Origin of the sequence: Dokdonella ginsengisoli (assembly GCF_042652785.1) — a bacterium.
Taxonomy (GTDB): Bacteria; Pseudomonadota; Gammaproteobacteria; order Xanthomonadales; family Rhodanobacteraceae; genus Dokdonella_A; species Dokdonella_A ginsengisoli.
This window is the reverse complement of the sequence record NZ_JBHSHD010000020.1, coordinates 1-761: the sequence shown is the minus strand read 5'-3', so window position 1 is coordinate 761 and position 761 is coordinate 1. Positions and strand designations below refer to the sequence as shown.

1 protein-coding gene is annotated in these 761 nt (G+C 71.1%); it reads right to left on the bottom strand.

The window, feature by feature from the left end:
• Positions 1 to 761, bottom strand: a 761-nt coding sequence (locus tag ACFO6Q_RS20075; protein WP_380023016.1) for a phage tail tip lysozyme, incomplete at both ends; no start/stop codon positions are given.

Here is a 761-nt window from a genome sequence, read left to right as displayed (position 1 = left end):
ACGGTGTGGCTGCCGCCGCCGCCGTTGGCGCCGCTGGCACCGCCGGGCAGATGCACGGTCTGTCCCGGATAGATCAGGTTCGGATTCTTGATCTGCGGATTGGCCGCGATCAGCGAAGACAGCGAGACGCCGTTGCGCTCGGCGATGCCGCTGAGCGTGTCGCCGCTGCGCACGGTGTAGTTGCCGCCGCCGCCGGGGGTGGACGGATTGGGCGTGGGCGTGTCGCCGCCGCCGTTCGGCTTGCCGGGCGTGTCGGCGCCGGGCTTGGTCGGCGTGGCGTTGTTGAAGATCGCGTTCGCGTTGGCGATACGCGTCTCCATGTGCGGGATGCCGGGACGCTCGTACTTGTTGCAGACGATCTGCGCCGCCTCGGAGGCGGTGGTGGCACCCTTGAGGGCGTTGCCGGCGCCGCGCTCGCTGGTGGTCAGCTCGTGCTGGATGAATTCCAGCTGCTCGCGGAAGGTGGACTGGTGGATGTCCTTGCCGGCCCACGCCTTGAAGTCGGCCTGGCGCGGCGCTTCCCACTGGGCCAGGCCGTAGCCCGGTCCGCCGCCGTTCTGCGCGCGGTTCGGATCGACGCCGCTCTCGGCCTGCAGGTTGCCGACGATGCCGGCGGCCTGGGCACGGGTCCAGCCCTGGCTTTCGAAGAAGCCCATGGCCTCGTTGATGCGGCCCTGCAGCGAACCGGGCGTGGCGCCGGAGACGCCGCTGGGTCCCTGCACGCCCTGCGCGCCGCCCGAACCGTTGGAACCGCCCGAGCG